We start from the raw sequence: 13,598 nt of genomic DNA, 5'->3' as shown, positions 1-13,598 counted from the left end.
AAACGCTAAAACGCTAAAACACTCCAACTCTCCCACTCAATGAACGACCACTATCTCAAAAAACTCGACCGCGTCACCGCAATTCTCACGCAACTACAGTCAAAACCGATTGTGAGAGCTCAGGATTTGGCAGAAAAATTTGAAGTGAGCGTAAGAACAATTTACCGTGACATAAAAACTCTGGAAAATGCCGGAATTCCAATCGTTGGTGAAGCTGGAAGCGGTTATTCTCTGATGGATGGCTACAAACTTCCGCCCGTGATGTTTACCAAAGAAGAAGTTTTAAGTTTTATCACGGCCGAAAAACTAATGCAGAAATTCTCCCATGAAAGTTTGGGGAATCACTACCAGACCGCCATGGAAAAAGTGCGTTCGGTTTTGAGAAACTCAGATAAAAATTTAATCCAGAATATTGAAAATCAGATTGGAATTTACAATTACAATCCAAAAAAGGAAGACACAATAAAAAATATTATTCCAACAATCCTGGAAAGTATTGCAGAAAAACAGCAGATTTTAATTGAGTACAAAACGGTTGACGACAAAATCTCGACAAGAACCCTCGAAGTGGTAGGTGTATTTTTTGAATTCAGCTACTGGTACATGATTGCGTACTGTACACTTAGAAATGATTTCAGGCAGTTTAGAATCGACCGGATTTTAAGTATTACCAAAACCCAAAATCCTTTTCTGCAGGAGTACGGACAAATCAACGACTACCGCCAGAGCCCGAACGGAAATAAAACCATCGTCAGGCTTTTGGTAGATAAAAAAATCATCGGACATCTGAATAATTCTAAGATTTATTACGGCTTAACCGAAGAAAAAGAAACCGAAAACGGCACCGAAATGACCTTCGAAACCGAATGGATTGACGAAGGCTTCCCACGCTGGCTGATCACATTTTTCGATTACGCCCAAATCATCGAACCCGAAGCCCTGAAAATTACTATGAAAGAATTAATCACTAAAGTTTCAAAAAGCCTATAGTTACATAATCATCCGTGCATTCGTGGCAAACAAATGTCGCACAGATTCCACAGATCCTCACAGATTTTAAATCTGCTCAATCTGCAAAATCTGTGGGAGAAAAAAATCTTTCACAAGCATTTTATTCAGAAACATCTGTGTAAATCCGTGTAATCCGTGCGCAAAAAAAACTCGCACAGATTCCAGCGATTTCTACAGACAGTAAATGAAAATCTTCGATTTTCAAACTCATGTGTTCTAAAATGTTTTCAAAGCTGTCGACTGAAAACTCATGTGACGTATGTGTCAAAAAAAATATGTTAATGAAAAAAAACTCTCACAGATTCCACAGATGCTCACACATTCAAAAAAAAATCTGCTTCATCCGCAAAATCTGCGAGAGAAATATTAAAGCATCAGAGATGCCTAAAATCTTTCCCAGAAAAACGGCGGCTCAATTCCCAGCGCTCTAAGATACACAAATCCCTGTCCACGGTGATGCACCTCATTATCTACGAAATACAGAATATTCTGATACACCGGAAACTCATACTGACCGAATAAATTAAACGTTTCCTGAAATCTCTCCTCAGAAATCTGACTGAAATACTGATTGATCACTTCCGTTTCAGAATCCCACTTCGCCAAAAGTTCTTCCTTAGTTTTCGGCTGAAAAGCTTCCTCAGAAAACTCCTCCACCTGACCTTCAACGATACCTTTTAAAGCCGGACCTGCGATGCTGACCAATTCCACTGCCAGTTTTGCAAACGGTCTCATTCCGCCGATCGAGAACTCAAATAATTCTTTTTCAGGAAACATTTCAATCACTCTTCTTGTCAGGTTTCTGTGTCCCTGCCAGTGCTCCAAAAGCTGTGCTGAAGAGATAAAATGTGTCGTTGATGTTGCTGTAGTTGTCATAACCTATTGTTTTGTTTGTTAATGTTAAGACAAAGGTAAGAAGTGATGATGACAACAGTTTGTCAGTAGGATTTTTAAGATTTAAAAATATTTAAAATTTCCACAAAATAAAATATATTTCCTCACGTTATTGTGAAGTTGATAACAGAAATCCAGCCTATGGAAGTTGTCATAAAAGATAATTTTGAATCTGACCAATCTGTTACAGGTTGGTCTTTTTTATGTGCAATGGGCAACAGTAGTGACTAATTTTTTCAGGAGCTTAATCCGGCTATCCACTGTATCTTTTGCTCTTCGTTCCTCATCACAAAAGGATGCCGTTCCTATCCGGGCTAAGGGATTGTGTTTTTTCAGAACTGGTGATTTTCATTTTTTACTTTTTGCAAAATAAACTACTTTAGTGAATTGAAAATGCCATCATTACTTTTGTCATTTAAACAACTTATTTTACAGATGAAAATTTACACCAAAACAGGAGATAAAGGGCAGACCGCTTTATACGGCGGAACGAGAGTTTCAAAAGCCAGTGCAAGAGTAGACAGCTATGGAAATATCGACGAACTCAATTCATTTATAGGAATTTCAAAAAGTTATATTACGGATGAGGAAGTTTTAAAACAGCTCAAAAAAATTCAGTTTGACTTATTTACAGTCGGTTCTGAAGCAGCAACTCCTGTGGATAAACTGATGTTGGCGAACGGAAAATCGCGACTTCCATTAATCATTTCAGACAGCGAAATTGAAGAACTCGAAAACTGGATGGATGCTTTTGAAGAAAAATTAGAGCCGCTTCAATTTTTCATCCTTCCGGGTGGTGGTAAATCAGCGACTTTTTTACATGCTGCAAGAACGATTTGCAGAAGAGCAGAACGTTCGTTGGTTTTCTTAAATGAATCTGAGGAAGTACGTCCTGAGCTGATTAAATATTTAAACAGACTTTCAGATTATCTTTTCGTCTTGGCGAGATACATTTCCAAAATCAGCAATGAAACTGAAGAATACTGGAACCCGAGTGAAAGAGGTTAGTCGGAAGAGCTAAGTAAAAAGTAAAAAGAGCCAAATAAACAAAATGTAAGTTTTTACTAAATATTTACGTTCTACGAAATGGATGTCAATGAAGAGATAAAAAAATATGTCAAGTAATTCTGATTATAATAATAGTGAAAATCCCTTTCTTTCGGAGAGGGATTTAAGGAAAGGAAAATGTCTGCTTTTCATCAACGGCGATGCCCCAAAATCGCTCCCCGACTTAGATATTTATTCATTGATCGCCTGTACCGACGGTGCCTTCCATTATCTGAAAGATTTAAATTTTCCGATGGAGAATTTAGATTTCATTTCCGGTGATTTTGATTCGCATTCCGGATCAGACGAAAATCTGTATGAAGACAAATTTATTTACACGCCCGATCAGGAAAAAACAGATTTTCATAAAGCCTTGGAAATTATTGCTGAAAAAGGTTTTGAAAATATCGATGTTTTTGGAGGAAGCGGTGGCGAACAGGATCACTTTTTGGGAAATCTGACGGTGGCTTACTCACTTAAAGAGAATCTAAACATCACATTTTATGATGAGTTTTCTGAATATTTTTTTATTCCCCAATCCTTTACTTTAAAAAATGTAAAAGGCAAACTGGTTTCACTGTATCCATTTCCTATAGCTGAAAATTTAACCACGAAAGGTCTGAACTGGACGTTAGATAATGAAAATCTGAATATTACCTCAAGAATAGGTACCCGGAATTTTGCATCTGAAGATGAAGTTTCAGTAACGTATGAGAAAGGAGATCTGCTGTTGTTTGTAGGAAAGGATTATCTCTAATTTTATATTGACAGAAACAAGGACGCTAATTTTGATCCTGCTGAAACTTTAAGAAAATTTAAAACCGTAAAATCAAACTTTTTTAGCAATTTTGCATTCTTAATTCACTTGCTAGAAAATGAAAATAAAGTACTCGGAACTTATTGATCAGACATTGTACTTCCCAACCGAAGAATTCAATGTTTCTGAGAACAATTTGTCTTTTCACGACATTCCTCTGATGGAAGTTGTTGAGAAGTTTGGAACACCTCTTAAGGTAAGTTACCTCCCGAAGATTTCTCAGAATATACAGAAGGCAAAAGGCTGGTTTAAAGAAGCTTTTGAGAAAATCGACTACAAAAAAAACTACAGATACTGCTACTGCACAAAATCCAGTCATTTCAAATTTGTAATTGAAGAAGCCCTGAAAAATGATATTTCCATCGAAACTTCTTCAGCCTACGATATGGACATCGTAAAATCTCTTTTCAATGAAGGAAAAGTGGAAAAAAGCATCGAAGTGATCTGCAATGGCTTTAAAACCGACGATTATCTCGCGAAAATTTCGGACATGATCAACAGCGGTTTCGAAAATATTACGCCCATTCTGGATAATTACCGTGAACTGGATAAACTCACAGAAAGCATCGACAAAACCTTCGATATCGGAATCAGAATCGCTTCTGAGGAAGAACCGAAGTTCGAATTCTATACTTCAAGACTCGGAATCGGATACAAGGATATTATTCCATATTACAGCCAGAAAATAGCTGAACATCCTAATGCAAGGCTGAAAATGCTGCACTTCTTCATCAATACCGGAATCAAGGATACAGCCTACTACTGGAATGAACTGTACAAATGTCTCCGTGTTTATGCACGTTTGAAAAAGATCGCTCCGGAAGTGAATTCACTCAATATCGGTGGCGGTTTCCCAATTAAAACTTCTTTAAATTTTGATTACGATTACCAGTACATGGTGGAAGAAATTGTTTCTCAGATCAAAAAATTCTGTGAAGAGGAAGGGGTAGAAGAGCCAAACATCTACACCGAATTCGGAAGTTTTACCGTAGGAGAAAGTGGTGCTAATCTGTACAAAATCATTTCACAAAAACGCCAGAACGACAGAGAAAAATGGAATATGATCGATTCATCTTTCATGACCACGCTTCCTGATACCTGGGCAATTTCAAGACACTTTATTATGCTTCCCCTCAACCGTTGGGATGATTCCTACGAAAGGGTTTTCCTTGGAGGATTAACATGTGATTCTGACGATTATTACAATTCCGAACAGCATACCAACACGATTTATCTGCCTGTTTTCAGTGACACAAAACCTCTGTATATCGGGTTTTTCCACACGGGAGCTTATCAGGAAACGATTGGCGGTTACGGCGGTGTTCATCACTGTCTGATGCCTCAGCCAAGACATATTTTGATTCAAAAGGATGAAAATGGTGAGTTCCAGTATGAGATTTTCAGAGAAAGACAGGGGCCTGAGGATATTCTGAAAATTCTTGGGTACTAATCTGCTAAAAAATTACAGATTTTTAAATACTATAGCCGTCAGTTTGACGGCTTTTTTTTTGGAAATTTACTGGTCATAATTTCTAGTAGGAAATCTACATATGTGTGAAATATAATTATCTTTGAAAATAAATAAAACGAAATAAACTTCGCCAATTACACAATTCATTATGTATTTGCGAAAGTTTGTTTCTCTTGTAAATAGGTTGGAAGACATACTATGAAAAAAACATCTTTAATAATATTTCTATCTTTTTTTACAATAATTTTTATGTCAAATCAGTCATTCCGAAAAAATAACAATGATTTTGAGACTAATACATTTGATGGTGATTCTGGTTACGTTTCGATAAAAAGTGGAGAAAATTTACTATTGGAATTGAATAAAAATGACATAATTGATTTTGAATACAAGCAACTGAAACAAAGTGACACAATTGGTAAATATTACAGGAAATTAAATAGTACAAACTTTATTTTGTATTTGAACGATATCACAAATAAAAAATTATCACCTTCAAACTTTATTATTGAAGTGGATTCTAAAGGAAAAATTATAAAAAGTGAAAGATATGTAAATGGTTTTTACCTATGTTGTTGGAATAATAAGTTTGATGGATTTGGAAAAATTAATGATTATTTTTTCATAAAAAGTTGTGGGACTGGTTCTGCGTTTTGCTCAGCACAATTGTATTTTTTTAAAGATGTTACACCTCAGGAAAATTTAAACCCAATTATTAAAAGTTTATTTCACGGAATGTGCGAAACAAATGGTAAAAAATGGTGGGCTTGTTCCTTAGAATCTACTTTTAAGACAGCAAAAGACTCAATAATTTTTAATTACGAATATAAAACTGGAATTTCAAAAAAAAGAAAAAAGTATAAAAAAATTGAAAAATTTGATGTTGTATACCGTTTGAAAAACAATGTTTGGGTGGCTAGCGACACGACGAGAATTAATCAAATTCAATATTAATAAAATTGCGCTCTGTCTTACGCATTTGGTCAGGTTACGAATTTTGCATGTGATTGTACGTTAATATTTTACAAGAATTTTTATTTTATTTGAAAATAATCGGATGTATCTTTTATTTTTTCCAAGTCCCAAAGCATTAAAAGAATCCACAGTTTTACAAAGTGATACTCAGTATTTCTTCGTCTAAAATTTTCTTATTTGTGAAATATAGTTATTTTTGAAATAAATAAAATTAACAGAAATTTGGGCAATCTACACAATTTTTTGGTGTGTTAGCGGAAGTCTATTCTGTAGAATAACTTATATATAATTTAGATAACGAACTGGAGATGAGAGACAATAAAAAAGAGAAATACTTCAAAATGGTGTATGACAATATAGAAAATTATGGATTTCATAATACCTACGTTATGGAAGAAATTGGATTTACACCTTTTGGATACTCAACAGGTATCTCTAAAAACTTTAGAATTCCTGAACTTTTCATTTCCGGACTTCCAAATGGACTGACGAATACTTTGATTAATAATTATGCGGAGAGGTACAAGTTTAAAGAAGTGCCTTTAAATCAAAAAATAGACGATTTGATTGACCGTTTTCCTGTTTATTTCGTTGAGATTAAAAACGAATTGCTACATGAATATGCATTAACCTCATTTAAATTTTATGAGAATTCGGAATTCAAATATTTACAATTGATATTTCCGGACCTGAACGGATTTTTCCCAGGCGAACCAGAATATGACTATGATCAAATGATCTTGTCCGTTTAAAAGAATTTCGAAATCTTACCAACTTCAAGTTCAGCATAATCTGAAACAATAATATTCGCCAGACTGTAATCCTGATTGTGTGTATGAAAACTTTTGTAGGCTGCACAGAATATTCCAGCACGGTGAGCGGCCAGAATTCCGTTAGTGGAATCTTCAATCACCATGCAGTTTTCAATGGGCTGACCGGCCATTTCTGCTGCTTTCAGGAAAATCTCAGGATGAGGTTTTGACTCTTTCAGGTCGGCACCGCTTATTTTTCCGCTGAAGTATTTTTCCAGTCCGAATTTATCAAAGACCATATTGATCGTGGTCATCGTGGCGGATGAGGCTAAGATCAAAGTAATTCCGTTGTCGTAATAATGCTCGATCAGTTTTCGGACGCCGGAAATCAAATCAAAATCTTCGTCACTGTAAAAGTAATCTTTGAAATGCGCTCTTTTGATTGCTGAGGATTCTTCGTGACTGTGAGAAAGACTGAACTGACTGATTAAAGTTTCGAAAACTTTTTTGGTTGAAGCTCCGGTAAATGAAGTGTACAGTTCCTCTGAAACGGGAATTTCAAGCTGATCAAAGGTTTTAAAATAGGCTTTTCTGTGCAGCGGTTCTGTATCCACAATTACGCCATCCATATCGAACAGCACAGCTTTTAATGACATATTTTCTGTTTTGGCAAAGGTAGGGATTTTGAGATTAAGGTTAAGGTTAAGGTTAAGGTTAAGGTCGAGGTTGAGGTTGAAAAAGAGAGAGAGGTACAACTTTAATTTAGTTTTTTTAAGAGAGCAGCGAAGATGTGGAATATCGGTAGAACTATATTCTTACAAAATGAATGGGAGGTGCGACGCACCGAAATGTTGTATTATTCTTTACATATAATGTGAGGATTAAAATATTCATTCTATATTTTTAACCTTTATCTCAGCCTCAACCAAAATTCCGCCGGAAACGGATTTTTTCTTCGGAATTTTCTTCTGAAATTTGTTTTAAATAAAAAAAGCATGTCTGCCCAGAGTATTTTAGATTATCAGAGAATTGCAAAGGCAATAGATTATATTAAGAATCATTTTCAGCTTCAGCCTAATCTGGATGAGGTGGCGGAATTCGTGGGTTTAAGTCCGGCGCACTTTCAGAAGATGTTTACTGATTGGGCAGGAACGAGTCCGAAAAAATTTCTGCAGTTTATCAGTTTAAATCATGCTAAAAGTCTTTTAAAAGAAGAAAAAACAAGCCTTTTTGATACGACTTTGGAAACAGGTTTGTCCAGTACGAGTCGTCTGCATGATCTGTTTGTTAAAATTGAAGGAATGTCACCTGCGGAATATAAAAACGGCGGAAAGAATTTAAAAATTAACTATAGTTTTTCAGAAAGTCTTTTTGGGAATGTAATTTCGGCTTCCACAGAAAAAGGCGTTTGCTACATTGCTTTTGAAAATGACAGAGAAAAAGCTTTATCAGATTTAAAACTCAGATTTCCAAACGCAGCATTTTCAAAAAAACAGGATGATTTCCAGAAAAATGCACTGTCAATTTTTAATAAAGACTGGGGAAATTTAGAAACGGTAAAACTCCATTTAAAAGGAACAGATTTCCAGTTAAAAGTTTGGGAGAGTCTGCTTAAAATTCCGATGGGAAAATTGTCTACTTACGGAAGTCTGGCTCAGGAAGTGGGAAATCCTAATGCGTCAAGAGCGGTTGGTACTGCGATTGGGAGCAATCCTGTAGCGTTTTTAATTCCCTGTCACCGTGTGATACAATCAAGTGGTAAAATCGGAGGTTACATGTGGGGAAGTGATAGAAAGCAGTTGATGATCGGGTGGGAGAGTGCTAAGATTTATTCTGATTATATTTAGAAAAATGATACAGGCTGTTTGTCATCCTGAAACCTTAGGGTTCGGCGTGGTCAAAGGATCTCAACTATTAAAATCTTTGTTAAGATTCCTCCGGAATGACAAATTGGACGTTAAAGTTTCAGTTAACAACTTTATTTCTTCCACAGATTGCAGAGACTTCCACAGACAGATTATGTTATTCCTGAAAGCCATCGGTGTATTACCTCTAAAAAATTAAAATCAAAAAAATGCTCAATCTATTCGATGAAACACCAAGATTTCCAATCAATATTCTTCCGAAAGATGGAATTACAGAATATTACGGTAAAATATTTTCTCCAGAGGAATGTCTGAAATATGAACAGTATTTATTAAACCAAATTCCATGGGAGCACGATGAAGCTGTTATTTTCGGAAAACTGATTTTAACGAAAAGAAAAGTGGCTTGGTTTGGCGAAAAAGAATTTGAATATACTTATTCCAAACGGACAAAATACGCCAGATTCTGGACACCTGAGTTACTGGAATTAAAACAAAAATGTGAAGAATTTTCCGGCGAGACGTACAATTCCTGTTTACTTAATTTATACCACGACGGCAGCGAAGGAATGGCCTACCACAGCGATGGCGAGAAAGATTTGAAGAAAAATGGTGCTATCGCCTCCTTATCATTCGGAGCTGAGAGAAAGTTTTTATTTAAACATAAAGCTACCAAAGAAACCATCGATGTTTTTTTGGAAAACGGAAGTTTATTGGTCATGAAAGGAACTACGCAGGAAAACTGGCTGCACCGTCTTCCACCCACGACCAAAGTGAAAACTCCGAGAATCAATTTAACCTTCCGGACGATTGAAGAATAAAAAAAAGAAACCTCCTCAGAAATTCTGAAGAGGTTTTCTCAATTTGATATGAAGAAACTAATTGTTTAAAATTAGATACCTGCCCATCCTGCAGCCCATGTAGGAGTTGCAGTACCACTTCCGGCACCTGTAGCAGAAGCATTCTCAGTAAATAAGTTAGCTGCTGCAGTTACTGTAGCACCTGTACTTGATTTTAGGGAAGCTTTAGTGGTAACGTTTGTATCAAACTTCACATTAGTGATTTTACCACCACCGTTAAAGTAAGAAACAGATGCGTCATGCTCTACGTTTATCCCTGTAGACCAGTTAGATAAAACGATATTATCCAAAGTTCCGTGAGTACCCACTCTTAATTTGATTGCATCGTTTTCTGCTCCTACTGTACCTCCGATGAAGGTTGCATTTTTGATGGTAGGATTAGATCTTGGGTTAGCATCGTTGTTGTTTGAGTTATTATCTGCCTCGATCCCTCTGTTTCCAACTCCTGATGCTCTTCTTTTTGTATAGATGTTGGTTGCAGTACCGTTCCATCCTTCAGTCCAGTCGAAAGCATCATCTTCGTTTCCTACAGAAATAATGTTGGATACATTTACTGTTCCACCGAAGAATTCGATACCGTCATCAGATCCGTTGATCAGTGATACATTATCGATTACAGTTCCGTTACCTACTCCGAAAAGAGATAAACCGTTGAATTCTTTATCTGCCTGAAAGATTGCTCCGGCATACTCAATTCTTACATATTTAAGTACACCTGAATTGTCTGAAACATTTGTACCTCCATAAGTTGCGTCACCTACTTCAGCATTTGCACTTGTACCCTTATTTATCGGAGCTTTTCCACAGATTACCAATCCTCCCCAGCTTCCTGGTGTAGGGTTTGGTGAAGTCATTACAATTGGATTAGAAGCTGTACCGTTGGCTAAAATTTTACCATCCTGCTCTACAGTGATATATGCAGAAGTACCACCGGAAGCTTCAATTCTTGTTCCTGCAGGAATTACCAAAGTACCGCCAGCTTTTACTTTTAATGCGCCAGTAAGTTTGTATAACTTAGTTGCGTCAAGTGTTACTGTTTCACCAGACTTAATCTCTCCCTTAAAGTTGTTTGGGTCTGAAGCAGCACCGCCTGGGTTGGTTATTACGATATCGTCATCGTCGTCATCGCTGCAAGATTGAAATACTACCGCTGTTGTTGATACAAGGAATGCAACAGCTAATAATTTTAAATTGTTCTTTTTCATTTTACAATATTTTATTTATTTTTTTATTTATTAGAATTCATAAGAAATGCTTGCGCCTACACCTGCACCTCTTTTATATCTTTTTGAAACCAGCTCTTGACCGGTCACAGTATTATCCTGGAATCTTGTGAAAGTAGGGTTTAGAAGGTTTCTTCCTGTAAACGAGAATCCCATTCCGTTTCCTAATTTGAATTTAAGTGTAGCATCTAAAGTGCTGAATGCTTTATCAACCATATTTCCTCTACTCTGGAAACCGATTGAATAAATGTTATCTGAAATGTAAGAGTAAGAAACTACAAAATCCATTAGATTTTTGTTCCCCCATTTCTGTTCTACACCTAGGTTTACGTTGGCCAGAAACTCAGATGCTCCCTGTAATTTATCAGAAGATTTAAGGAAATCAGTAGTATATTGAGACTCTCCGACACCGGCATTTTCTCTTCTTACTTTTTCACCGTCAAGCTCCATTTTAGTGTTAAGGTAAGTACCGTTCAGGAATGTATAGAATCTTGTTTTACCTGAATCGTAGATGTCTTTTCTTACCTCTGCTTCCAAACCGAATACTCTTCCTGTATCTCCCACGTTCACCACTGACGTTAAGTTGGAAGCTGAGTTAATTGTTATTTTAGCAAGAGGATTCTGTATGTGTTTTCCGAATGCAGTTAAGGAAATCAGTTCATTTTTCTTCGGAAACCATTCCCATTTCAAGTCTACATTATAGTTATCAGCAAGATAGTTAGACTGGCTTCCCTGAATAGTCTCATCTACTTCTTCGTACTGGTACGGAGTAATTTCGAGTAATAACGGACTTGTGTATGTTTTAGATGCTGCAAGTCTTAAATTATGCTGATCGTTAATGCTGTATTTAACGTTTACAGCAGGTAAGATTTTATTATAGTCTTTGTCTCTCGCACCCTGTTGAATAGCAGTATTGTACGTAAGTTTCTGCATAAGTTTGTCGTATCTCACACCTGCCTGTACAGTAAGTTTTTCAGTGAATTTGTAATCTACGTTCAGATATCCTGCGTGATTGTTTACTTCAGAAGTAAATAATTGCGGGATTAATGCAGTGTTAGGATCGTATTTGATATCTCCTCTGAAAGTTACAATGTCAAAAAATCCTCCGGCCTGATAATTTGCTAAATTGAAAAATGCATCATAGTTATTGGGATTTACGGTATAAGTTCCCTGTGCCGGTAAAATTCTGAAGTTGTACTGAGTTGCTTTAAATTCACTTTCCTTGTATCTGCCGCTGTAACCTAAGGTTATTTTAGCTTCACCAATTTTGTAATCTGCATGTACATCACCTACGAAATCATTTTCCAACAATCTGTCAAAATACCTGTTGTTAGCTCCGGGATTCGAGCTTGCAAAGAAACTCGTATTTGTCTGTTTGTCCAGCACCGTTACGTTCTGCTGTCTGTCTGGTCTTCTGCTGTCTAATCTGTTGTAGCCTAAGTTCCAGCTGATTTTTAGAGGTTCGCTTACGGTATGTTCACCTCTCAGTTGATTTACGAGCAAATCATTTGTTCTGTAAGTAGCTCTTCGCAGCTGTGTTACGTATCGCTCCTGGTTTACATCATTATCATAATAATCTCTGTTGTATCCGGAATAATTTCCTAATCTCTGTTCGGTTGTATGGATATAATTTGATGATAAATTGATGTTGTGTTTAGGATTGATCTTGTAATTTAGATTAATTAAACCTGTTGTATTGGTGCTGTATTTAAATTCTTCAGCATCAGTATATAATCTGAGAGCATTATCCTGTCCGTCATAAGCTCCTCCCGTAACACCTTTGAAATATTCGTAGTTGTTATCAAAACCGGCATATCCGAAAATGCTGAACTTGCCCTGGTCACCAACTTTAAAATTAGTTCCGAAATCAAAACTCAGTGCAGAGTTAAAAGGATTGTTCACTTCCTCATTTCTCCATGATGTCTTAAATGCGTAACCTTGATTTACAATAGCATTCTTAGATGGTTTTTTTAAGATGGTAGAACCAAAATAATTCGGTCCGTCCTGTAAGAAATAATTATTCTTCTGAACTGCATTAAAGTTTACAGATGATCCTAAATTAACTTTAAAATAAGGCTTTCCTGTGTACACTTTGGTTACAATGTCTACATTCGCACCAGACATATCCCCCCAAAGTCTTGGATTATAAACTTTTTCCAAACCAATGAAATCGATCATATCAGTTTTGATGATACTCAAATCGATGTTTTTGTATAAAGGATCATTGGAAGGAACCTGAAGTCCGTTGATGGTGGTAGAGTTGTTTCTGTCACCAAGACCTCTGATGAAGATCTGGCCGCTGCCTTCCTGCTTTTGTGAACCGGTAGCTTTGGTTACTGCAACAGATGCATCACCTACACCCTGTTTTTCCAACTGTACAGAACCTACACGTTCTATTACTTCCACTGATTTTTTCTGCAGTCCGATGATGTTGGATTCTGCACCTTTTCTTGTAGTTCCCTGGATGACAACACCGTCAATTTTCTTTTCAGATTTTACAGTGTCTGATTTGGTTTCCTGGGCATACATTACAGCTCCTGTTGATGTTAAAAACAAAACTGCAATACTGATTTTTCTAAAGTTCATTTCTTTTTTACTAATTTCTTCGGTGCAAAGGAACTAAACATTTATGCCTGCGTTGGTTTAGTTAAATTTAAATTTTCATTAACGAAACATTACCAAT

The 13,598-nt window shown here is 36.4% G+C and carries 12 protein-coding genes; 8 read left to right on the top strand and 4 right to left on the bottom strand.

Features of this window, described 5'->3' with window-relative positions; translation table 11 throughout:
• Positions 1-39 precede the first annotated feature (39 nt).
• Entirely contained in the window at positions 40-990 is a 951-nt protein-coding gene (locus tag ASG21_RS14570; RefSeq protein WP_056081631.1) for a YafY family protein, read from the top strand.
• Between the two features lie 405 nt (positions 991-1,395).
• Here the strand turns inward: ASG21_RS14570 and ASG21_RS14565 are convergent, their stop codons facing one another.
• Positions 1,396-1,887: a DinB family protein gene (locus ASG21_RS14565; protein WP_056081629.1), complete on the bottom strand. Its 492-nt coding sequence runs from the start codon at positions 1,885-1,887 to the stop codon at positions 1,396-1,398.
• A 453-nt stretch (positions 1,888-2,340) separates the two neighbouring features.
• On the opposite strand from ASG21_RS14565, the gene ASG21_RS14560 reads away from it, so the two are divergent.
• The 5 genes from ASG21_RS14560 to ASG21_RS14540 all read left to right on the top strand — a co-directional run bounded on the left by ASG21_RS14560 (position 2,341) and on the right by ASG21_RS14540 (position 6,967).
• On the top strand, positions 2,341-2,913 hold the full coding sequence (locus ASG21_RS14560; RefSeq protein WP_056082446.1) for a cob(I)yrinic acid a,c-diamide adenosyltransferase: 573 nt from the start codon (positions 2,341-2,343) through the stop codon (positions 2,911-2,913).
• Positions 2,914-3,019: 106 nt separating this feature from the next.
• Positions 3,020-3,709: a thiamine diphosphokinase gene (locus tag ASG21_RS14555; RefSeq protein ID WP_082482430.1), complete on the top strand. Its 690-nt coding sequence runs from the start codon at positions 3,020-3,022 to the stop codon at positions 3,707-3,709.
• A gap of 118 nt (positions 3,710-3,827) precedes the next feature.
• Positions 3,828-5,219 (top strand): arginine decarboxylase, encoded by a 1,392-nt coding sequence (locus ASG21_RS14550; protein ID WP_056081625.1) that lies wholly within the window; start codon positions 3,828-3,830, stop codon positions 5,217-5,219.
• Positions 5,220-5,489: 270 nt separating this feature from the next.
• Entirely contained in the window at positions 5,490-6,194 is a 705-nt protein-coding gene (locus ASG21_RS14545) for a hypothetical protein (RefSeq protein ID WP_056081622.1), read from the top strand.
• Positions 6,195-6,523: 329 nt separating this feature from the next.
• The gene (locus ASG21_RS14540) at positions 6,524-6,967 is read left to right on the top strand and encodes a DUF4262 domain-containing protein (protein ID WP_056081620.1); all 444 of its coding nucleotides are present in this window, start codon (positions 6,524-6,526) and stop codon (positions 6,965-6,967) included.
• On the opposite strand, the gene ASG21_RS14535 is transcribed toward ASG21_RS14540, so the two are convergent.
• Positions 6,964-7,623, bottom strand: a complete 660-nt coding sequence (locus tag ASG21_RS14535; RefSeq protein WP_056081616.1) for an HAD-IA family hydrolase — start codon at positions 7,621-7,623, stop codon at positions 6,964-6,966. The genes ASG21_RS14540 and ASG21_RS14535 overlap by 4 nt on opposite strands.
• Positions 7,624-7,962: 339 nt before the next feature.
• Between ASG21_RS14535 and ASG21_RS14530 the strand changes: the two genes are divergently transcribed.
• Together ASG21_RS14530 and ASG21_RS14525 are read left to right on the top strand one after the other, a co-directional pair.
• Complete coding sequence (locus ASG21_RS14530; RefSeq protein WP_056081612.1) at positions 7,963-8,814, top strand: methylated-DNA--[protein]-cysteine S-methyltransferase; 852 nt, start codon at positions 7,963-7,965, stop codon at positions 8,812-8,814.
• 227 nt (positions 8,815-9,041) lie between these two features.
• Complete coding sequence (locus ASG21_RS14525; RefSeq protein WP_056081608.1) at positions 9,042-9,653, top strand: alpha-ketoglutarate-dependent dioxygenase AlkB; 612 nt, start codon at positions 9,042-9,044, stop codon at positions 9,651-9,653.
• A 71-nt stretch (positions 9,654-9,724) separates the two neighbouring features.
• Here ASG21_RS14525 and ASG21_RS14520 read toward each other — a convergent pair whose 3' ends face one another.
• Together ASG21_RS14520 and ASG21_RS14515 are read right to left on the bottom strand one after the other, a co-directional pair.
• On the bottom strand, positions 9,725-10,897 hold the full coding sequence (locus tag ASG21_RS14520) for a hypothetical protein (RefSeq protein ID WP_056081605.1): 1,173 nt from the start codon (positions 10,895-10,897) through the stop codon (positions 9,725-9,727).
• A 30-nt stretch (positions 10,898-10,927) separates the two neighbouring features.
• Entirely contained in the window at positions 10,928-13,501 is a 2,574-nt protein-coding gene (locus ASG21_RS14515) for a TonB-dependent receptor (protein ID WP_056081602.1), read from the bottom strand.
• Between the last annotated feature and the right edge of the window lie 97 nt (positions 13,502-13,598).

The organism is Chryseobacterium sp. Leaf394 (genome assembly GCF_001424105.1).
GTDB lineage: Bacteria > Bacteroidota > Bacteroidia > Flavobacteriales > Weeksellaceae > Chryseobacterium.
This window is presented reverse-complemented; position numbering and strand designations above follow the sequence as displayed.